A 19,030-nucleotide genomic window follows, 5' to 3' on the forward strand; every position below is an offset into this window, starting at 1 on the left:
TTAATTGATATGGTGTATAATATTCTTGTGGTTGGTTATTCATGATACTTTAATTATACCACAAAAAAAGACTGCTGTCTTGCTTTTTGGCAAGATCGCAGCCTTTTTTTCTTGGGGACTTTTTTTACAGCCCCTTTTGTTTGTGTCTTACGAAACGAGAGTGGGCGAATTGCGGGCGAACGCTGTTCGCCCCTACTTTTTGCTATTCTATCACAAGTTCCTCTTTTGTGGAATCCGTTCCCTCGATATGGAAAGAATTGAGCACAGGCTCATCTCTGTTCATAAGTGAGAGTATCATATAGCTTGCTGTCTTGTCATAAGCAAGCCTTTTGTCCTCATCAGAAGGACGAGAAGGTGACTCAGGGTGTGAGTGCCAGTTGCCCAGAGGGATAAGTCCCTCCGCTCTCATGTCCTTGATAGCAGCAAGCTGCTCCTTAGGGTCAAGAGAAAAATGCTCGTTTGAGTGGTCTATGTTCGTGAGAAGATAGACCTTTTTTATAATCTTGTCACTGCCCTCTTTTACTCCGCCTATAAGACCGCAGGCTTCGTTTGGAAGCTCGCTTTCAGCGTGGTGCAGTATCTTTTCATAATCGCTTTTGCTGAGTTTTATCATAGATGTACACCGTCACATTCTGCCTGTTCATAGTCGATAAGCTCTGTGATAGTAGGGTGCTCGCCGCATACTGCACAGCCCTTTGTATCCTGAGGGAGCTTTACCTTTCTGAACTCCATTTTAAGTGCGTCATAAGTAAGCAGATAGCCTGTGAGAAGTTCGCCAACTCCAAGGATATACTTAATAGCTTCCATTGCCTGCAAGCTTCCTATAACGCCGCCCATTGCACCGATAACGCCTGCCTGCTTACAAGTAGGAACAGCGTCCTCGGAGGTGGGTTCTTGAACACACATCTATAGCATGGTCCCTGACCTGGAACATAAGTCATGAGCTGACCCTTAAATCTGATGATGCCGGCGTGTGAAAATGGCTTTTTAGCCATTACGCAGGCGTCATTAATAAGAAACTTTGCAGGGAAATTATCAGTGCCGTCGATAACGAAATCATAGTCCTTGATTATATCCATGATGTTCTCGCTGTCGATAAAGGTGCGATATGTATTCACCTTAACGTCAGGGTTGATAGCTTCCATTGTTTCCTTTGCGGAAAGAACCTTTGCCTTGCCAACGTCCTGAGTTGTGTGGATGATCTGTCTTTGCAGATTTGAGAGATCTACCTCATCTGCGTCTGCAATGCCGATAGTGCCAACGCCTGCTGCGGCAAGATACATAGCGGCCGGTGCGCCAAGTCCGCCTGCACCTATGATAAGCACCTTTGCGTTAAGAAGCTTTTTCTGTCCCTTTGCGCCAACCTCTTTAAGAATGATGTGGCGTGAGTAACGCTCAAGCTGTTCGTCTGTAAATGCCATTACTGTCCGCCTCCCATGAAGTAAAGAAATTCTACAACGTCGCCATCTTTAAGAACTGTGCTTTCAAAAGCACCGCTCTCTACAAATTCGTCATTGATAGTTACTGTAACATACTGTGGCGTTTCAACGTTCTCGTCAATAACGAGCTGTGCCACTGTAAGTCCCTCTGCAACGTCCTTTTTATTGCCTGCTACTGTTATAGTCATGATACATTTCTCCTTAATCTATTGAATTTATTGTTTCGGCAAGCTGTGCTTTCTTTACAACTCCCGTAAGTCTTGCTTTTTCTGCTCCGTCCTTGAAGAACACAAGTGTCGGAACGCTTGTGACGTTATACTTCTGAGCAGTTTCCCCGTCAAAGTTAATATTGAGTTTCACAAGCTTTATGCCCTCAGGGTTCTCCTCCTCAGTTTCCGCAAGAAGCGGTGACATTCGCTTGCATGGAACGCAGGAATCTGAATAGAAATCTGCGATAACAAGCTTTCCTGCCTCGTTTATCTCGCTCTCGAAAGTATCCTTATTTGCTCTTACTGACATTAATCTCCCACCTTTTGTACAATAAGGTCATAAGTGCCGTCCTCATTGTCGATGAGTTTCAATATCTTGTGACCCTCTTCCTTTATACTTCTCGGAACGTTCTGAACAGGCTCGCCGTCATTCATTTTAATGGAAAGGATCTGTCCGTCGTCAAGCTCCTCAAGAGCTACCTTTGCCTTGACAAATGTTGTCGGGCAAACCACTGTGGTGATATCCACCGTATCGTCTATTTTAAAATCAGCCATTGTTATAAACCTCCAGTATAGTATTTGTAAATTTCTCTCTGCCCACTCTGTCGATAGTGAACTTGAATCTTTCGCCAGCTTTTGCGTTATCGTCAAAGAACTGTATAGCAGTATCGCAAATCTTCATAAGAGTTTCCTTATCCTCGATAAATGGGATAACAGTTTCGCCCTTGTTGATATGGTTGCCGAAAAGTCCGCCGAATGAAACTATATAGCCGTGGATAGTATCCCACGCTTCTGTAGGACAAGCCTTAAAGCAGCGTCCGCAGAAATTGCACTTCTCTTTGTCAAGGACTATCTTTCCGTCCTCCATTGTAAGCGCACCCTGACGGCAAGCCTTTACGCACACGCCACAGCCGATACAATCAGCTTCACGCCACTCTACCTTTATTCCGCCTTTGATACCAACGTCATTTTCTTCCGCTTTAAGGCAGTTGTTCTGACAGCCTGTGATACCGAACTTGAACTTGTGAGGAAGCTCTCTTGCGAAATATCTTTCGTCAAGCTCCTTTGCAAGAGCGTATGTATCTATACAGCCGCTTGGACAGACAGCAGCGCCCTGACAGGCTGTGATAGTTCTTACTCTCGGCCCGCACACGCCCGGCTCTGTGTCGCCCTTGGCAAGAGCCGCCTTTACCTCGTCGATATCGTCAAGCTTTATAAAAGGTATCTCAACGCTCTGACGTGATGTAAGATGAACATAGCCCTCGCCGTATTTATCAGACACCTCTGCAATAGCTGCAAGCTGTTTTGCCGTAAGGTTTCCGCCCACAACTCTAAGTCTAAGTGAAAAGTTATTCTTCTGCTTCTGGCGCATGAAACCGCCTTTTTTAAGTGTTGCGTAGTCAACTGCCATAGTAAATTCCTCCTAAAGTTTTTCTATGGACTGTTTAAAGTCCTCGATCAGATCCGATGCGTCCTCAATTCCGACGCTTATCCTAATTGTGTCGCCGAACACGCCTGCGTTTATCTTCTGCTCCTCGCTTCCGTGAGCATAGATAGTGCTTGCAGGGTGGATAACGAGCGTTCTCGTATCTCCGATATTAGTTGCATTTGTTGCAAGTTTCAAGCCGTTTATAAGCTTGAAGGCTCTTTCCTTCGAGCCTGCTCTTATGGTGAGTATAGCACCGCCCTTGCCGCCAAGCTCTTCCTGACAAAGGTCATAGAACGGACTGGCTTTAAGTGCAGGATAGTTCACTTCAATGCCCTCACAGCTTTCAAAAAACTCTGCAAGCTTCAAAGCGTTGTGGCAACATCGCTCCATTCTAAGACCCAGTGTTTCAAGTCCCACGCTGTTCATAAATGCGTTCATTGGAGCAAGACAGCCGCCAACGTTTCTCCATATGCCGTTTCTCAGCTTTGCGATATAAGCAAACTTCCCGAATTTCTTATATTCTGCCAGACCCTTGAACTTATCATAATCCCATTTGAAGTTTCCGCTGTCGATTATAATGCCGCTTATGGAATTTCCGCCGCCGTTTATATACTTTGACGTGGAATGTACCACGATATCAGCACCGTAGTCAAATGGATTTATAAGATAAGGTGTAGCCGTTGTACTGTCAAGTATAAACACTGCACCATTTTCATGGGCAAGGTCAGCCACCGACTTTATATCAACTATTTCAAGATTAGGGTTTCCGATAAGCTCGGTAAAGACCGCTTTGGTCTTACTATTTATAATAGGGGCTATTTCCTCTTTTGTAACGTGCTTTACGAACTTGGTCTTGATACCGAATGCCGCAAGGTCGCCGAAAAGGTCGATAGTGCCACCGAAAAGACCTGCGCCGCATATTATCTCGTCCCCTGCTTCAAGAATGTTCAGAAGCGACATTGTAACAGCCGCCATGCCTGATGAACAAGCCACTGCACCAACACCTTTTTCAAGGGTATTCATTCGGTTCTCAAAAGCCGCCACTGTCGGGTTGCTTATTCTTGTGTAAGCATATCCCGGTGCTTTATTATTGAATACTTTTTCAAGCTGCTCAGCCGACTCCTGCGCAAAGGCACTCACCTGATATATCGGAGTGAGCGTTGAGCCTGTTGTTTTCTCAGGTTCAAATCCGCCATGGAGCAATTTTGTATTGAATTTCAAAGGAAACGCCCCCTGTTTTCTTATTATATAGCTATCACCGCAAGCCTGTCAAGGTGCGATGTTCTCTGTTACTGTAGATATTATACAACATAAATCATATAAAGTCAATAGGATTACTATAGATTTAACATTTCTTTTAAAATATGCCCTTATTTTTATGAAAACTCTTGACAGTTTGCTCAAAAAAGTATAAAATATATTATGTTGATAGGATTACTATGAATAATAGGATAAGTATAAAAAGCATGAAAGCAGACAATATTTGTTTGCTCAAGGAGGTGCAGAAATGAAAATTTCAACAAAAGTAGAATGTGGCATAATTGCCATTGCAGACATTGCAATGAACTCAGAAAACGGCGAAACAGTAACAGTATACAGCGTGGCAGAAAGACGTGGACTTTCAGGAAAATATCTTGAGCAGGTGCTTACTTCTCTGAGGCAGGCAAGGCTCATAAAAGGCATAAAAGGCTCTAGGGGCGGATATATACTCAACAAAAAGCCAGAGAAGATAACACTCAAAGAGATAATCGACGCACTTGACCCATCGGTGCTTGGAAGCGATGTTGCGGTAGTAAATGACGAAAACACAGAATTTGCACAGGTGCTTGACGATTTTATATGGCTGAGATTAGAGAACAAGCTGAAAAGCTATACAGAATCTGTAACCCTCAGACAGCTTGTTGACTTCTATAATAAAGAGTCAGTAGAGAACGTTTCAGAGCCTATGTATTACATCTGATTGACAAAAGTCGGTTTTCATTTTATAATTAGGGACAGAGAGTGTATACTATATATAAAGGAAGTGTTTTTATGTATGATGTTATAATAATAGGCAGTGGTCCTGCGGGGCTTACTGCGGCGATATATGCAGGCAGAGCAATGCTTTCCGCACTGGTGTGCGAAAAGGACTACATGGGCACAGGTCAGATATCTGTTACAGACAGAGTCGAGAACTACCCGGGTCTTTACGGCATAAACGGCTATGACCTTGGAGAAAAGTTCAGAGAGCAGGCTGAAACTCTTGGTGCTGAGTTTTACGAGGGTGAGGCTGAGAGCTTTGAGAAAACAGCCGAGGGCTGGAAGGTCATATTCAAGGACGGCTCTGTAAAAGAAGGAAAAACGGTTATTTACACCGCAGGCACTTCATATCGTCATCTTGCCGTGGCAGGCGGTGAGAAACAGCGCGTTTCTTACTGCGCAGTGTGCGACGGCTTCTTCTATAAGGATAAAGTTGTGGCTGTTGTGGGCGGAGGAGATACTGCACTTGGCGACGCACTTTATCTCTCAAAGCTTGCAAAGACTGTATATCTTATTCACAGACGTGACGAGTTCAGAGCAAATAAGGCTTTGCAGAAAAAGGTCGCTGAAACAGATAATATCGTGCCTGTTATGAGTGCAGTTATAAAAGAGGTAACAGGCGGCGAGAACGCTGAGGGCATCGTATATGTTCAAAACGGCGAGGAAAAGAACATTGCCGTGGACGGAGTGTTCTGCGCAATCGGAAGCGTGCCGAATACACAAGCTTTAGAGGGCGTTTGCGAGCTTGACAAAAGCGGATATGTGAAAGCTGGCGAGGACGGGATCACCACTGCAAAGGGTCTTTTTGTGGCAGGAGATGTCCGTACTACACCTCTCAGGCAGGTAATAACAGCAGCAGCAGACGGTGCAAACGCACTTTCTTCTGCGGAAAAATATATAATGGAGCTGTAAAAAGCAAAACAAAGCGGTGTCGGAGCGTAAAACTCTGCACCGCTTTTTCTATATCCTTATACAAAGTAACCCCTGCAAAGGGCGACAGCGATTTTGCGGCAGTAGAAACTGCAGGTATAAATGTAGGGGCTGGCGCCCTCGACAGCCCGCTCTGAGGGCGGCAAGGTTTGGTTTTATCACGAATTTGTGTAGACGTGCCGTATAGTGTTTGAAACAATGTGCCAAACGTTGTGTGTAAACCGCAAAAAAAGGACGCTGTCACCAACGCCCCAAATTGCACTTATGCCTCCACGCTCTCCTTTTCAAGCAAGCTGTCAATGAACCTCTGCACAGGCTCCGGAGTTTCATACTGGGAAGCCGTCACCGCACATATGCTCCTGGGCGGTATCTGCTCTTTTGTGTTCACCCTGAAGATGTTCCCTGCCTCTATCTCCGCCTTGGTGGTCGCATACTGCATGAAGCCTATGCCAAGATTGTTCTTTACCATTGGCATTACAAAGTTTATGGACGTAAGCTCAATATCAGGTCGCAAAAGCAGATTGTGCTGTCTGAATATATGGTCAAGATAGTTTCGGGTGGTGGTAGTGTTTTTAAGACAGATAAGCGGATATTTCACAAGCTCATGCAGGGATATCTCCTTGTCTTTAAGATAGGAAAAACCGTTTCCTGCGGCAACGATATCCTGAAGCTTCTTTATCACATTTATGTTAAGCCCCGTTTTGTCTGCAAACGGCGAGGTAACTACAGCCACGTCTATTAGATTTGCCCTCAGCGCTTCTATAGCGTCAGGGGTTGACATACTGTCTATCTTTATCTGTATCTTCGGGTGTTCTCTGTGAAATTCTACAATGCGGTCTATAAGAAAGCTTTGCAGTGCCACCTCGCTTCCTCCAAGCCTTACTATCGCCCTGTCACGCTCGCTTATCAGCGCAAGCTCCTCCTCTGCCGAGAATATATGCTTGCAGGCTATGGATATATGCTTAAAGAGCATCTCTCCGCCCGTTGTCAGCTCTACACCCTTTTTTGACCGCACAAAAAGCTTGCACCCAAGCTCGTCCTCAAGATTTTTTACGCATCGGCTTATGCTAGGCTGCGACAAAAACAGATAGTTCGCCGCCATGGTTATGTTTTGGAACTTTGCCACATAATAGAATATCTTATAATGCTCAAAATTTATCTCTCTCATAAACCGTTCCTCTCCTCTCTATCCATACACTATGAGTATGTTTACAATAGAAAATATCTATTTGACATATGCTTATGATTGTATTATAATATATTCGTAGACAAAAAGCAAGTCTTACATCACTGCGCCATAGGGGGACGCATACAAAAAATAGTTTTATCATGATAAAATCAATGACGATTGCATTCGACCGCTGGGGGGTAAACGGTGTAGACCTTATTATACCCTTATGAGGCCGGCATTCTTATTGGTTTTATTTTTTTGGAGGTGATAAAATGCTGGAGAGAATTTCCGAAAATCTTTCCGAGGCTATGCAAAACAAAGTGGCTTTCAGGATACCGATTTTCGGAGGCATACCCGTTCCTGTGTCCTGCGTGGTAACATGGATAATAATGGCGATACTTGTGATAGCTTCAATACTTCTCACAAGAAACCTTAAACTTATCCCTGACAGGAAACAGATGATGCTTGAATCATTCGTAGGCTTTCTCAGAGATTTCTTCAGAGAACAGCTCGGAGAAAAGGGTATGGCGTATTTTCCGTTCCTTGCAACTGTCATTATCTACATAGGCTTTGCGAACATCATCGGTCTGCTGGGCTTTACACCGCCTACAAAAGACTTGAATGTTACCGCAGGACTTGCGATCATGAGCATTGTGCTTGTGGAGGTTGCAGGAATAAGAGCAAAAGGAACAAAGGGCTGGCTGAAAAGCTTTGCCAAACCTGTGGCGATAATCGCTCCGCTGAATGTAATGGAGCTTGTTATCAGACCGCTGTCGCTTTGTATGCGACTTTTCGGAAACGTGCTTGCGTCTTATATCATCATGGAGCTTATCGACGCCGTTTGCCCGATAGTGATACCGCTGGCATTCTCGGCATACTTTGATATTTTCGACGGCTTCATTCAGGCATATGTTTTCGTGTTCCTCACGTCCCTGTTCATAAATGAAGCAATAGAGGACGACGACTAAGATAACAGAAATTCGGAGGTATGATCTATGTTAGTAGCAATCGGTGCGGCTGTAGCCGTTATTACAGGAATAGGAGCAGGTATCGGAATAGGTATCGCAACAGGAAAGGCAACAGAGTCTATCGCAAGACAGCCTGAGGCTAAAAAGGATATAAGAAGCTCACTGCTTCTCGGCTGCGCACTTGCAGAGGCAACAGCTATCTACGGCCTTATCGTAGCTATCCTTATCATTTTCTTCCTGAAGTAAGAGAATAAGCGTAGAAAAGTAAAAGAATAAAAACGGAGGTATATATCATGTTAGTAGCAATTGGTGCGGCTGTAGCCGTTATTACAGGTATAGGCGCAGGCATCGGAATAGGTCTTGCAACAGGAAAGGCAACAGAGTCTATCGCAAGACAGCCTGAAGCTAAAAAGGATATAAGAAGCTCACTGCTTCTCGGCTGCGCACTTGCAGAGGCGACCGCTATTTACGGTCTTATCGTAGCTATCCTTATCATCTTCTTCCTGAAGTAATAAAACAAAACATCTTTATGAAAGGAGCATAGCTATGATAAGTCTTGATATAAGTTTGGTATGGGTAATAATAAATCTGCTGGTACTGTATCTGCTCCTTAAAAAGTTTCTTTTCAAGCCCGTGTGCAAGATGATGGACGAGAGGTCTGCAAAGATACAAAGCGACCTTGACGGTGCGGCACAGGCTAAGGCGGACGCTGAAAAAATAAAAGCTGACTATGAAGCTGAGATAGCCGACGCACACAGTCAGGCTGTTGAGATAACAAACAAGGCTAAAGCACAGGCAGGCAGAGAATGCGACCTTATGCTTGAAAATGCAAGAGCCGAGTCTGCTAAGATAATGAAAGAAGCTGAAAAGTCCATTGCAAACGAAAAGGAAAAGGCTATGGACGACGCAAAATACCAGATTGCAGACCTTGCTATACTGGCGGCTGCTAAGGTCATTAAGAAAAATGTGGGAGGCGACTCCGACAGAGAAACTGTTGACGAATTTCTCTCCGAGGTAGGTGCTGCCAAATGATCTTTTATCCCGAGGAAGTCTGCGGCAGAGTGCTTTTTGAACTTTCCCCAAAGGCTGAGAGCGTAAAGGCTTCAAGAGAGCTTTTTGAAAGCTGCAATGAGCTTAGGGACGCTCTCGCAAGCCCTGCTGTGGAAATAAAGGAAAAGGAGAAAGTTATAGACAGGCTTTTTCCACAAGATATGAGAAACTTTCTCAAGGTCATGTGTCAGTGGGGTCACATGGATAACATCATGGACATTTTTGACGCATATGACGATGAAGTCCTCAAAAGCAAAAATATACTTAAAGCTGAGCTTTACTGCGTCTGCCCGCCTGAAAAGGCACAGACGGATAAAATAAAAGAAACGCTGAAAAAGAAATACGGCGTGAGCGATGTTCTGCTGGAAGTGAATACCGACGAAGCCCTCATGGGCGGCTATCGTCTTGAAGTGAACGGGGTCGAGTATGACAAGAGCGTTCAGGGTATGATAAAAGCTTTGCAGAACAGGATATCAGGGAGGTGAACGGCTTGGCAGGTTCAAGCAGAAGCGATATTATCTCGGTGCTTAAAAGTGAGATAGCTGACTTTGAGGCGAAAACTCAGGTCAACGAAACAGGCAGGATAATATCCATAAATGACGGTATCGTAAATATTTACGGTCTTAATCATGCAATGTACGGTGAGCTTGTTGAATTTGAAACAGGCGTTAAAGGAATAGTTCAGAATGTGGAGAGAAAAACTCTCGGCTGCGTTCTTCTTGGCTCTGACCATGGTCTTACGGAAGGTTCAAAGGTAGTCAGAACAAAGAAAAGGGCAGGCGTCGGCGTTGGCGAAAAGCTTCTGGGCAGAGTTGTTGACGCTCTGGGCGCTCCTATCGACGGCATGGGCGAGATAGAGTATGACGACTACTACCCTATCGAACGTGAAGCCGCAGGCGTTTGCAACAGAAAGTCTGTTACAGTGCCTCTGGAAACAGGTATACTTTCTATCGACTCAATGTTCCCTATCGGCAGAGGTCAGCGTGAGCTTATCATAGGCGACCGTCAGACAGGTAAAACTTCCATTGCTCTTGATACCATTCTTAACCAAAAGGGCAAGGATATGATATGCGTATATGTGGCTATCGGACAAAAAGCTTCCACAGTCGCAAAGTTCGTTGAGGATCTTAAAAAGCACGGTGCTATGGATTACACCATAGTTGTAACAGCTATGGCCAGCGACCTTGCGCCTTTGCAGTACATATGCCCATACGCAGGCACAGCAATGGCTGAATATTTCATGGATAAGGGCAAGGACGTTCTTGTAGTATACGATGACCTTTCAAAGCACGCAGTTGCATACAGAGCAATGAGCCTGCTTCTGAAACGTTCTCCGGGACGTGAGGCTTACCCTGGAGATGTATTCTATCTCCATTCAAGACTTCTGGAGCGTTCATGCAGACTTGATGACGCTCACGGCGGCGGTTCTATCACTGCCCTGCCTATAATCGAAACACAGGCAGGCGACGTTTCCGCATATATCCCTACAAACGTTATTTCTATCACAGACGGACAGATCTTCCTTGAAACAGAGCTGTTCTTCTCAGGCGTAAGACCTGCTGTAAACGTTGGTCTTTCAGTATCCCGTGTAGGCGGTGCGGCACAGACCAAGATAGTAAAGAAAGTATCAGGCAATCTGCGTATCGACCTTGCACAGTTCAGAGAAATGGAAGTGTTCACACAGTTCAGCTCTGAGCTTGATAAGACAACGCAGGAGCTTCTCGACCATGGTCACAGGCTCGTTGAGATACTTAAACAGCCGCTCTATCACCCTTATTCAATGCACGAGGAGGTAATTATCCTCTGCTGCGCACAGCACAAGCTCATGCTTGACGTGCCTGTTAAGGAGATAAGAAAATTCACTCTCGATATGCTTTCCTACTTTGAGGCAAATCACAGCGATATCATTGCCGAGATAAATGACAAAAAAGTCATGACAGACGAGCTTGACGCAAAGATAGTTGCTGCCGCAAAGGAATTTAAGCAGGGCAGATAAAGGCTCTGCACCGAAAGGAGGCATAAGGCATGGCAGGAATGAGAGAGATAAGAGAAAGGATCGCAAGCGTAAGCGAGATCATGAAGATCACAAACGCTATGTACCTTATCTCTTCCTCAAATCTGAAAAAAGCCAAGAAAAGGCTTGAAAACACCGAGCCTTACTTTGAAAAGCTCCAATCTACCATTCACCACATACTGCTCCACACACCTGAGTTCGAGCACAAGTATTTCGACCAGCGTGAGGAGAAAAAGCCTGAGGACAAAATGATAGGCTACATAGTGGTAACAGCCGACAAGGGTCTGGCAGGAGCTTATAACCACAACGTTTTAAAGCTTGCAGAGCAGGAAATGGCTAGGCACAAGAACACCTGCCTTTTCGTTGTGGGACAGATCGGAAGACATTATTTTTCAAGAAAGAACGTGACAATCGACGCCGAGTTCCTTTACACGGCTCAAAATCCTACCCTTTACAGGGCGAGGGCGATCGCCGAAACTGTCACGGATCTTTTTGAGAGAAAATATCTTGACGAGGTTTATGTTATTTACACCAAGATGATAAATTCCATGGATATGGAGCCTGAGATGCTCAAGCTTTTTCCGCTGGAGCGTGAGGACTTTGAACACCCTCTGCAAAAGCAGGATCACGATATCGTAACGTTCAGACCAAGTCCTGAAAAGGTAATGGATCATCTTGTGCCGAACTACATGAAAGGTCTTATATTCGGCGTTTTGGTAGAGGCGTTCTCTAGTGAGCAGAATGCCAGAATGACCGCCATGAGCGGTGCTACCACAAGTGCTTCGGAGATGATAAAGGAGCTGTCATTGCAGTATAACCGAGCAAGACAGGCGGCTATCACACAGGAGATAACCGAGATCGTCAGCGGAGCAAATGCTCAAAAGGACGAGAGTTAAGGCTTTCGGGAAAGGTGTTGAGATTAAAATGGAAAAAGGAAAGATCGTTGAAATAATGGGACCTGTCGTTGACGTTGAATTTGAAAACGGCAAGCTTCCTATGATAAAGGACGCTCTTACTGTACAGCTTGACGGCAAGACAAAGGTCATGGAAGTGGCTCAGCAGCTTGGCAACAACACTGTCAGAGCTATCATGCTTGCTTCAAGCGACGGACTTGAAAAGGATATGGAGGTCACTGCCACAGGCGCTTGCATAAAAGTTCCTGTAGGCGACGCTACCCTTGGAAGAATGTTCAATGTCCTTGGTGAGAGCATTGACGGCGGCGAGCCTGTCAAGGCAGATGATTATTGGGAGATACACAGAGAGCCGCCAAAATTTGAAGATCAGAAGCCTGCAACAGAGATCCTTGAAACAGGCATAAAGGTAATAGACCTTCTTGCACCATATGCAAAGGGCGGTAAAATAGGTCTGTTCGGCGGTGCAGGCGTTGGTAAAACTGTGCTTATTCAGGAGCTTATCACAAACGTTGCCACAGAGCATGGCGGATATTCTATCTTCACAGGCGTTGGAGAGCGTTCAAGAGAGGGCAATGACCTATGGCACGAAATGACAGACTCAGGCGTTATCAAAAAGACAGCCTAGTGTTCGGTCAGATGAACGAGCCACCAGGATCAAGAATGAGAGTTGCTCAGACAGGACTTACAATGGCTGAGTATTTCAGAGATAAGGAACATCAGGACGTTTTGCTTTTCATAGACAACATATTCAGATTTGTTCAGGCAGGCTCTGAGGTATCGGCACTCCTTGGCAGAATGCCGTCAGCCGTTGGTTATCAGCCTACCCTTGCAAACGAAATGGGCGCTTTGCAGGAGCGTATCGCCTCAACAAAGCAAGGCTCTATCACATCTGTTCAGGCTGTATACGTCCCTGCGGACGACCTTACAGACCCTGCACCTGCTATCACGTTCTCACATCTTGACGCAACAACGGTGCTTTCAAGAAAGATAGTTGAACAGGGTATCTATCCTGCCGTTGACCCACTGGAGTCAACTTCAAGAATACTTGAGCCTGACGTAGTAGGTCAGGAGCATTACGAAGTTGCAAGAAAGACTCAGGAGCTTTTGCAGAAGTACAAGGAACTTCAGGATATCATTTCTATCCTGGGCATGGAGGAGCTTGACGACGCCGACAAGACGGCTGTTTACAGAGCAAGAAAGATACAGAAATTCCTTTCACAGCCTTTCCATGTTGCAGAGAATTTCACAGGCATAGAAGGCAAATACGTTCCGCTTAAAGAAACTATCAGAGGCTTCAAGAAGATAATCGACGGCGAAATGGACGAATATCCAGAGGCTGCATTCCTTAACGCAGGCACTATCGACGATGTTATCGAAAAGGCTAAACAGCTTGAAAACGAGTGATGACCCTCACCGAAAGGAGAAGCTGAAATGGTAAAGACATTCAAGCTTGAAATACTTGCCAGCGACCACGTTTTCTATTCGGGAGAATGTGACGAGCTTATATTTCCGGGTCAGGACGGCTCTTTCGGAATACTGCCTAATCATCAGCATGATAACCTGTCTTAATGCAGGCGAGCTGCGTTTCAGGACGGGGGACGAGTGGCACTATGCAGTGGTAAGCGACGGCTTTGTGGAGATAATGCCGTCATATGTGACGCTTCTTGCGGACACTGTGGAACGTCCTGAGGAGATAGACGAAAAGCGTGCGGAAGCCGCCAAGGAGAGAGCTGAGGAGAAGCTCAGGCAGAAGCAGAGCATTTCGGAATATTATCACACGCAGGCGGCTCTTAACAAGGCTGTAGCAAGGCTTAAGATATCAAGCAAGTATACAAAGCATAAGATAAATATTTGATACAAAGGCTCTCCGCTCACACGGGGAGCTTTTTCGTGTTTGTGTGTTACCTTTTTCAAAAATGCGTGTATATATTAGTGAAAGCCAAAAGACAGGAGGTGGAAAGCTTGAACGAAAAACATCTGATAACAAAGCTGAAAAAGAGATCCCAGAAAGCTCTGGATCAGCTTATAAGCTCCTATTCGGCTTATGTGTATACCATAGCGAGAAACATTCTGGGAGGTGCGTTCACTGCAGAGGACGCAGAGGAGATAACATCAGATGTGTTTTTCCGTATCTGGCAGACCGCCGACAGCCTTGACGAGGAGCGGAGCATTTCACCTTATCTTGCAGCCTGCACACGAAACTGTGCTATAAACAAGCTCAGGTCAAAGGGCAAGGATATGCAGTGCGGTGAGCTTATGGAGGATATCTTATTCTGCGGCAGCATTGAAAATGATATGGAAAACGCCGAGCAGCTTGAACTGATATCCGACGGTCTTGAACGGCTTTCAAAACAGGACAAAGAGATCTTTATAAGATTTTACTACTACGGAGAAAGGCTTGCCGCCATAAGCGGAAAAATGGGCATTACAGAAAACGCCTGCAAAACAAGACTTTCACGCACGAGAAAAAAGCTTAGAGAATATCTGGCAGAAAGGGGCTATAAAAATGAAAAAAAATGATAACTGGTCGCAGAGCTTTGCACCGCTCAACACGGCAGAATGTGACCCCGTCCGCATTGCAGGCTCTGTCAGAGAAAAGATAAACGCAGAGAAGGGCAGGAACATAACGATGAAAACAAACAAAAGAAGAATAAAACCGCTTGTTATCGCAGCAGCAGTTGCAGCCACCGCCGCAGTTTCTATGGTATCAGTAAACGCCGCCACAGACGGACAGCTTGTTGAGAAGATAAGTCTATTCATAAATGGCAAAGAGCAGGATATCGACAACTCAAATATCAAGAAAGGCGTTGACGAGAACGGCGATCAGTATTATGAATTTCACGTCAATGAGGACACGGACAGCGAAGTATCTGTGGAGCTTAGGGGAGATGTTTCCGACGCTGATGATAACGGCATTCATTATGAGATGGATGTTGACGAGGCTGAATAACGCAAGTTCATAAAAAATTTACATTAGAAATGTAGCAGGCTCTTGACAAAATGTCAGGGGTCTGTTATAATATTAGAGCATTCGTATCTAAAGACAGTTGGCAGCAGGAAACTGCAGAAGTCCAGCCGAGGAAAGGAATAGCAAAGTAATTATGACTTTGTATCTCTTTTGTCTTGCGACGAAAGGGATTTTTCTTTTGTTAGTTTACGGTTTGCGTAAATTAGTTCAAAGAGGTGAAATTGAAATGCCAAGCGAAAAGACATTGTCCGCTAAGAAGGAAAGAGTTGCACAGCTCGTTGAAATGCTCAAGAACTCTGCTGCAGGCGTACTCGTTGATTACAAGGGTATCACTGTTGAAGAGGATACAAAGCTCAGAAAAGAGCTGAGAGAGGCTGGCGTAAGTTATTTCGTTGAGAAGAACACTATCCTGAGATTTGCTCTTAAGGAAGCTGGTCTTGACGGTATCACAAACGTACTCGAGGGTACAACAGCTATCGCTATCTCTAACGACGACCAGACAGCTCCTGCAAGAATACTCGGTAAGTTTGCTGAGGACTGCAAGGACGAAAAGTTCTTCCTCAAGGCTGGTTACATTGGTGAGGACGTTTACGACGAGGCAGGCGTTAAGGCTCTCTCGAAGATCCCTTCAAGAGAAACTCTGCTCGCACAGCTGGTTGGTTCCCTTCAGGGTCCTATCCAGAAGCTTGCCGCAACACTTCAGGCTGTTGTGGACAAGGACAACGAGGCTGCATAATTTATATGCCGCTTAACGAATGGGCTTTGACCCGAAAAATTATTTAATAAAAAGGAGATTTTTATCATGGCTTCAGAGAAGATTATGAATTTTGTAGAAGAGATCAAGAAACTTTCCGTTCTCGAGCTTTCAGAGCTTGTTGACGCTATCCAGGAAGAATTCGGTGTAACAGCTGCTATCGCTGCTGCTCCAGCTGCTGGTGCTGCTGGCGCTGCTGCTGAGGAGAAGACAGAGTTCGACGTAGTTCTGACTTCATTCGGCGATGCTAAGATGGCTGTTATCAAGGCTGTTAAGGAGATCACAGGTCTTGGTCTTAAGGAGTCTAAGGAACTCGTTGAGAGTGCTCCTAAGGCTATCAAGGAAGGTGTTTCAAAGGCTGACGCTGAGGAGATCAAGACAAAGCTTGAGGCTGCTGGCGCTTCTGTTGAGCTCAAGTAATCCTGAGTTTGCACAAATAATTAAAGGACTTCGTAATGAAGTCCTTTTTTTGTTGAAAAAATTCATAATGAGTGAAACTGTTTTGTATAGGTGGAACAGCTCAATTTCTGCTTTGCTTTAGAATATCTAGCCTAACAGAACTGTTATACTGCCTGACTGATTTGTCAATAGCGGAATTTGAATATATATAAATAAGTATGTGATATGTATATTTATAAATAGTCGAATTTTTTTGAAAAAAAGCCTTGACAATAGGAAAAATAAATGCTATAATAATTAAGCTGAATGACACGGAACACAAACAAAACGAAAGAGTTCAGTGAAAAGAATAGCAAATGCGGCAGTGCTGGAATTGGCAGACAGGCACGTTTGAGGGGCGTGTGTCCTTGACGTACGGGTTCAAGTCCCGTTTGCCGCACCAAAGATTAAGTTCAAAGTTCGTAGGGTATTTATTCTGCGAACTTTGTGCTAATATCTAAAAAAGAAACAAACTTGCTTGATTGACCAAAGAGCATTAATGATTAATACCCTTTGGTCAGCCAAGCATACCGCTTGACCGAGTGTATGTAAAAACAATCCGTAATCGTATTGATTTTTTTGCTTACGCTTATAATGATTTTTCCCTTTGGCGCACGAAACCTCTGCGGTGACATCCAAACAATGGGACTGCATTGTGGCAATGTCGGCACGGGGTTGACACCCTTGCTTAGTTACTTTCACAGGTAGCTCGGCTCCACAGAGCTTATACTCGCTGCGGTTGCTCTGACCAACCGTCACGGCGTAGTTGTTAGTGATTTCGCCAAGGTTACACATCATTATGTCTTATTTTGAGTCCAGCCGAAAGGTCCTAAAGCCTGACGGGGATATATTTGCATAAAAATAAGAGTGCTTCACAGTCCGCTAAACGATGAAACACTCTTGACATTATTGAAATTCTGTGTTATAATGAACGACAGAATAAATCGCATTCACTTAATGTTTTCACCGTTGCTCGAACAACTGTGATTTCAGGGTATATAGCTTCCTGCAAGAAGTTATATACCTAAGTGAGTGCTTTTTTAATGCGCTCACTCTTCTTATTTCCTATTTATTATACCACATATTTCAGCATTTGTCAAGACTTTTGTTAAAAAAATATGGATAAAGCAGAAAATTATAGGGGAGGTTACATTTTGAATAAGTTTGTAAACACAAAAACAGGAAAACTTTACACTGCATATTCTATCAGGGAGATAGGAGATAAATATGTTGTTGTTTTCAAAAAAGGCGGAAAAGAGTATACATATGACCGATACACCATTAATTTGATGACAGGGTGTGATTTATCAAGTACCAACGATGTTCCAACATCCACTGGTAAACTTATTGTATATTCATATGACAAAACTTGCTACAAATGCGGAGAAAAGACTCAAATATTGACCTATATCGTATATACGGGCAATATTCTTGATAACTTCACATATCCTTGGGATAAAATTAAAGCTCTTAAATATCAAAACATAGAGTTACACATGATAAACGAGGATATTGAATACTATGGAGTTGAGATACTAGGCGAAGTATTCTCTTTTGATGAAATCATGGTAAACAAATATCCCAAAAGGATCTCGGTTGCATACAGCAAAACTCTAAGACGCAGCTATGCGATGAATATATGTGAGCATTGCAAAGCGATACAAGGAAAGAATTTTGTTTATGAGGATATTAATCGTTTTATCAGAGATATGACACCACTTAACGTTTTTGATACAATATCATTTCCAATTACAAATGATTTTCTGAAGAAGTGTAAAAATCATTACATCACTCCATAAGTCATTAAAATACAAACGCCTGTGGGAATTTGCACCCACAGGTGTTTTTGTCCATGGACAAAAACGCTCAAGCCGCAGACTATGCCACGGCTTGAGCTTTAAAAAGTTAAGTTAATCCATTACTACAACGTCTTCATCGTCATCATCATATGACGGAACTTGCTTATATTCTTCAGGAATATTTGATATACCAAAAGACGGAGCTTCTGTTTTTGGGTTAGGATAAATGCCTGCGCACTGACTTATCTCAGAATTAGAATAACAAGCCATTGTGATTACAGAGTCGGCAATTTTGACAACACAAATGCCTTATCGATATCTGCTTTTTTCAAAGCTTTCCAACACACTTGCTCAATATCTGCTTTGGTCGCTTCCTCGCTATATTTTTCACGCTTTATAGTATCGTCTTGTCCCTCTGTTTCCATGGCGTCAGTTACATCGAATGTGTATTCGCCCTCTGTATATTCACCGCCTTCAACGATAACATCAGCGTATCGACTATTCACTAACGTAAAAAGTGTCTTAGCGACTTTATTATTGCTTTTCAGCAATTCATCACTATTTTCCAAAACAGTCGAAGATGAGTCTTCATCTTCGGTATCAGAACTTGAAGAACCGCAAGACGTACAAATAGAAAACGTAACTCCTAACGCAAGTATCATAGCTAATAATTTTTTCATTTTAATCTCTCCTAATGTGATTTTTATTTGCTTTAATTATAACATATGTCAGACATTTTGTCAACCTTTGGAAGTCATTCTCTCTTGTGTTAAAAATGAACATTCGTTCACACAATATCATTATTGTTTTTATATTTAACACATGAAATATATCCAACTTGTGGTATAATATCCATTGGATTTATAATAAATTGTCCACGGACAAAAAAGGGAGGTAGACTGTAGAATAATCAATGAATTTCTAATGA

At 43.8% G+C, this 19,030-nt stretch carries 24 protein-coding genes, 1 tRNA gene, 3 pseudogenes and 1 other annotated feature; of the genes and pseudogenes, 18 read left to right on the forward strand and 10 right to left on the reverse strand.

Going from position 1 to position 19,030, the window contains the following annotated elements; genetic code table 11:
- Nucleotides 1-202 precede the first annotated feature (202 nt).
- From DW793_RS11115 to DW793_RS11145, 7 genes and pseudogenes are all read right to left on the reverse strand, one after another.
- Nucleotides 203-613, reverse strand: coding sequence for a M67 family metallopeptidase (locus DW793_RS11115; RefSeq protein ID WP_117865201.1), 411 nt, complete (start codon nucleotides 611-613; stop codon nucleotides 203-205).
- Nucleotides 610-1,421, reverse strand: a pseudogene (moeB, locus tag DW793_RS11120) (molybdopterin-synthase adenylyltransferase MoeB). The gene DW793_RS11115 and the pseudogene moeB overlap by 4 nt, the downstream one beginning before the upstream one ends.
- Nucleotides 1,421-1,627 (reverse strand): sulfur carrier protein ThiS, encoded by a 207-nt coding sequence (gene thiS / locus DW793_RS11125; protein WP_022288183.1) that lies wholly within the window; start codon nucleotides 1,625-1,627, stop codon nucleotides 1,421-1,423. Before thiS ends, moeB begins: the two are co-directional and overlap by 1 nt.
- Nucleotides 1,628-1,640: 13 nt before the next feature.
- On the reverse strand, nucleotides 1,641-1,958 hold the full coding sequence (locus DW793_RS11130) for a thioredoxin family protein (protein ID WP_118158155.1): 318 nt from the start codon (nucleotides 1,956-1,958) through the stop codon (nucleotides 1,641-1,643).
- Nucleotides 1,958-2,203, reverse strand: coding sequence for a sulfurtransferase TusA family protein (locus DW793_RS11135; protein WP_022288185.1), 246 nt, complete (start codon nucleotides 2,201-2,203; stop codon nucleotides 1,958-1,960). Before DW793_RS11135 ends, DW793_RS11130 begins: the two co-directional genes overlap by 1 nt.
- On the reverse strand, nucleotides 2,196-3,059 hold the full coding sequence (locus DW793_RS11140) for a 4Fe-4S binding protein (RefSeq protein ID WP_117897167.1): 864 nt from the start codon (nucleotides 3,057-3,059) through the stop codon (nucleotides 2,196-2,198). The genes DW793_RS11135 and DW793_RS11140 overlap by 8 nt, the downstream gene beginning before the upstream one ends.
- A gap of 12 nt (nucleotides 3,060-3,071) precedes the next feature.
- On the reverse strand, nucleotides 3,072-4,298 hold the full coding sequence (locus DW793_RS11145; RefSeq protein ID WP_118158156.1) for an O-acetylhomoserine aminocarboxypropyltransferase/cysteine synthase family protein: 1,227 nt from the start codon (nucleotides 4,296-4,298) through the stop codon (nucleotides 3,072-3,074).
- Nucleotides 4,299-4,584: 286 nt separating this feature from the next.
- Here DW793_RS11145 and DW793_RS11150 point away from each other — a divergent pair, with 286 nt between their 5' ends.
- Entirely contained in the window at nucleotides 4,585-5,037 is a 453-nt protein-coding gene (locus DW793_RS11150; RefSeq protein ID WP_118158157.1) for an Rrf2 family transcriptional regulator, read from the forward strand.
- A 71-nt stretch (nucleotides 5,038-5,108) separates the two neighbouring features.
- The gene (locus DW793_RS11155; protein WP_118158158.1) at nucleotides 5,109-6,008 is read left to right on the forward strand and encodes an NAD(P)/FAD-dependent oxidoreductase; all 900 of its coding nucleotides are present in this window, start codon (nucleotides 5,109-5,111) and stop codon (nucleotides 6,006-6,008) included.
- 280 nt (nucleotides 6,009-6,288) lie between these two features.
- Here DW793_RS11155 and DW793_RS11160 read toward each other — a convergent pair whose 3' ends face one another.
- Nucleotides 6,289-7,194, reverse strand: a complete 906-nt coding sequence (locus DW793_RS11160) for a LysR family transcriptional regulator (protein ID WP_117876924.1) — start codon at nucleotides 7,192-7,194, stop codon at nucleotides 6,289-6,291.
- Nucleotides 7,195-7,469: 275 nt separating this feature from the next.
- On the opposite strand from DW793_RS11160, the gene DW793_RS11165 reads away from it, so the two are divergent.
- The 16 genes and pseudogenes from DW793_RS11165 to DW793_RS11240 all read left to right on the forward strand — a co-directional run bounded on the left by DW793_RS11165 (nucleotide 7,470) and on the right by DW793_RS11240 (nucleotide 18,102).
- Nucleotides 7,470-8,165: a F0F1 ATP synthase subunit A gene (locus DW793_RS11165; RefSeq protein WP_022288191.1), complete on the forward strand. Its 696-nt coding sequence runs from the start codon at nucleotides 7,470-7,472 to the stop codon at nucleotides 8,163-8,165.
- A 27-nt stretch (nucleotides 8,166-8,192) separates the two neighbouring features.
- Entirely contained in the window at nucleotides 8,193-8,411 is a 219-nt protein-coding gene (gene atpE, locus DW793_RS11170; protein ID WP_022288192.1) for an ATP synthase F0 subunit C, read from the forward strand.
- 47 nt (nucleotides 8,412-8,458) lie between these two features.
- A complete protein-coding gene (gene atpE, locus DW793_RS11175) occupies nucleotides 8,459-8,677 on the forward strand; it encodes an ATP synthase F0 subunit C (protein ID WP_022288193.1) in 219 nt (72 codons plus the stop codon).
- Nucleotides 8,678-8,711: 34 nt separating this feature from the next.
- Complete coding sequence (gene atpF, locus DW793_RS11180; RefSeq protein WP_046441676.1) at nucleotides 8,712-9,197, forward strand: F0F1 ATP synthase subunit B; 486 nt, start codon at nucleotides 8,712-8,714, stop codon at nucleotides 9,195-9,197.
- A complete protein-coding gene (gene atpH / locus DW793_RS11185) occupies nucleotides 9,194-9,700 on the forward strand; it encodes an ATP synthase F1 subunit delta (RefSeq protein ID WP_118158159.1) in 507 nt (168 codons plus the stop codon). The genes atpF and atpH overlap by 4 nt, the downstream gene beginning before the upstream one ends.
- Nucleotides 9,697-11,211 (forward strand): F0F1 ATP synthase subunit alpha, encoded by a 1,515-nt coding sequence (gene atpA, locus DW793_RS11190; protein WP_390624681.1) that lies wholly within the window; start codon nucleotides 9,697-9,699, stop codon nucleotides 11,209-11,211. Before atpH ends, atpA begins: the two co-directional genes overlap by 4 nt.
- A 29-nt stretch (nucleotides 11,212-11,240) precedes the next feature.
- Nucleotides 11,241-12,125 carry an ATP synthase F1 subunit gamma gene (gene atpG / locus DW793_RS11195; protein WP_118158161.1) on the forward strand — a complete coding sequence of 295 codons (885 nt, stop codon included), beginning with the start codon at nucleotides 11,241-11,243 and terminating at the stop codon, nucleotides 12,123-12,125.
- 28 nt (nucleotides 12,126-12,153) lie between these two features.
- Nucleotides 12,154-13,547, forward strand: a pseudogene (atpD, locus tag DW793_RS11200) (F0F1 ATP synthase subunit beta).
- A gap of 27 nt (nucleotides 13,548-13,574) precedes the next feature.
- Nucleotides 13,575-13,758, forward strand: a pseudogene (locus DW793_RS15980) (F0F1 ATP synthase subunit epsilon); the annotation flags it as partial.
- Between the two features lie 27 nt (nucleotides 13,759-13,785).
- Nucleotides 13,786-13,998 (forward strand): ATP synthase delta/epsilon chain alpha-helix domain-containing protein, encoded by a 213-nt coding sequence (locus DW793_RS15985; protein ID WP_390624682.1) that lies wholly within the window; start codon nucleotides 13,786-13,788, stop codon nucleotides 13,996-13,998.
- Nucleotides 13,999-14,105: 107 nt separating this feature from the next.
- Nucleotides 14,106-14,663, forward strand: a complete 558-nt coding sequence (locus DW793_RS11210; protein WP_181988352.1) for an RNA polymerase sigma factor — start codon at nucleotides 14,106-14,108, stop codon at nucleotides 14,661-14,663.
- Entirely contained in the window at nucleotides 14,650-15,093 is a 444-nt protein-coding gene (locus DW793_RS11215) for a hypothetical protein (protein ID WP_118158163.1), read from the forward strand. The genes DW793_RS11210 and DW793_RS11215 overlap by 14 nt, the downstream gene beginning before the upstream one ends.
- Before the next feature lie 69 nt (nucleotides 15,094-15,162).
- Nucleotides 15,163-15,296 (forward strand) — a sequence feature (ribosomal protein L10 leader region).
- 41 nt (nucleotides 15,297-15,337) lie between these two features.
- Nucleotides 15,338-15,847 carry a 50S ribosomal protein L10 gene (gene rplJ / locus DW793_RS11220; RefSeq protein ID WP_022288200.1) on the forward strand — a complete coding sequence of 170 codons (510 nt, stop codon included), beginning with the start codon at nucleotides 15,338-15,340 and terminating at the stop codon, nucleotides 15,845-15,847.
- A 66-nt stretch (nucleotides 15,848-15,913) separates the two neighbouring features.
- The gene (gene rplL / locus DW793_RS11225) at nucleotides 15,914-16,285 is read left to right on the forward strand and encodes a 50S ribosomal protein L7/L12 (RefSeq protein ID WP_118158164.1); all 372 of its coding nucleotides are present in this window, start codon (nucleotides 15,914-15,916) and stop codon (nucleotides 16,283-16,285) included.
- Nucleotides 16,286-16,622: 337 nt separating this feature from the next.
- Nucleotides 16,623-16,706: transfer RNA gene (locus DW793_RS11230), tRNA-Leu, on the forward strand.
- 751 nt (nucleotides 16,707-17,457) lie between these two features.
- The gene (locus tag DW793_RS11240) at nucleotides 17,458-18,102 is read left to right on the forward strand and encodes a hypothetical protein (protein WP_118158166.1); all 645 of its coding nucleotides are present in this window, start codon (nucleotides 17,458-17,460) and stop codon (nucleotides 18,100-18,102) included.
- A gap of 111 nt (nucleotides 18,103-18,213) precedes the next feature.
- On the opposite strand, the gene DW793_RS14710 is transcribed toward DW793_RS11240, so the two are convergent.
- Together DW793_RS14710 and DW793_RS11245 are read right to left on the reverse strand one after the other, a co-directional pair.
- Nucleotides 18,214-18,372: a hypothetical protein gene (locus tag DW793_RS14710; protein ID WP_181988353.1), complete on the reverse strand. Its 159-nt coding sequence runs from the start codon at nucleotides 18,370-18,372 to the stop codon at nucleotides 18,214-18,216.
- Between the two features lie 5 nt (nucleotides 18,373-18,377).
- Nucleotides 18,378-18,782: a hypothetical protein gene (locus DW793_RS11245; RefSeq protein WP_118158167.1), complete on the reverse strand. Its 405-nt coding sequence runs from the start codon at nucleotides 18,780-18,782 to the stop codon at nucleotides 18,378-18,380.
- Nucleotides 18,783-19,030: the final 248 nt, after the last annotated feature.

The organism is Ruminococcus sp. AM31-15AC (assembly GCF_003462045.1).
In the GTDB taxonomy this organism is placed as follows: domain Bacteria; phylum Bacillota; class Clostridia; order Oscillospirales; family Ruminococcaceae; genus Hominimerdicola; species Hominimerdicola aceti.